Origin of the sequence: Micrococcus sp. KRD096, assembly GCF_017168495.1 — a bacterium.
In the GTDB taxonomy this organism is placed as follows: Bacteria; Actinomycetota; Actinomycetes; order Actinomycetales; family Micrococcaceae; genus Micrococcus; species Micrococcus luteus.
Window position 1 is genome coordinate 1 of record NZ_JABFAY010000073.1, and the last position, 771, is coordinate 771.

Sequence of the window (771 nt, forward strand, 5' to 3'; positions counted from 1 at the left end):
ACCCTGGGCCTGCCCGGGCTGCTGATGGACGTGCTGAGCGGCGGCGGCCGCCTCCACGGCACCCGCTACCTGCGCCAGCGGATCCACGGCGTGCCCAGCGCACTGGACCTGATCGGCTGGAGCATCGGCGCCTGGGCGCACGGACGCGCCTACGTCGCCCCGATGGACGGCTACGCTCCGGCCGCCCGCGAGGCCGCCGCCCTGGCCGACCGCGACAGCCTGGCCGCCCTGCCCGCCGCCTGACCGGCAGGCCGCGAGCGCGGGGGGCTCCCGCGCTCGCGGCATCCCGGGGACGTGTCGTGGAGATGAGCTGCCGGCTGCATCGAGCTGCTGCCGGCTCCCGGGGACCGCGCCACGTCCCCGCCCCCTCCGCGTCACGACCACGGGCGCGTGGACCTGCGCTCGCGGGTGGTGTTGTATTTTTGCCATTGTGTGTGTATGGTTGGACACGTAGCGGGGGGCATGAGGCCCCCGGCACCCCGACCAAGGAGGCACCTCCGATGCCTGAGCACCACCTTCTCGACCTCGACTCCCTGCCCTCCGCCTTCGAGCCCTGCCCGGAGTGCGGCGACGTGATGTGCCAGCCCGACCCGTGGGGCGAGGACTGCGACGACCGCGCCCGGCGCCGCCAGGCCGTGGCCACTCTGGAGGACCAGCGCCGCCAGGCCCACGCCCTCGCGGCCCCCGCCGCCGCCGCGCGCGCCCGCTACAAGCGCCTGGCCCGCCGCTGGCAGCTCAGCCGGATGGCCTCCTCCAGGGCCGGGACCAGGT

General features: G+C 75.9%; 2 protein-coding genes. Both read left to right on the plus strand.

The annotated features are described in order from the left end of the window. The coding region (locus J1M41_RS11715) for a hypothetical protein (RefSeq protein ID WP_206451807.1) at positions 1–243 on the plus strand (243 nt) is incomplete at its 5' end. A gap of 257 nt (positions 244–500) precedes the next feature. Continuing rightward, the coding region (locus J1M41_RS11720) for a hypothetical protein (RefSeq protein ID WP_206451808.1) at positions 501–771 on the plus strand (271 nt) is incomplete at its 3' end.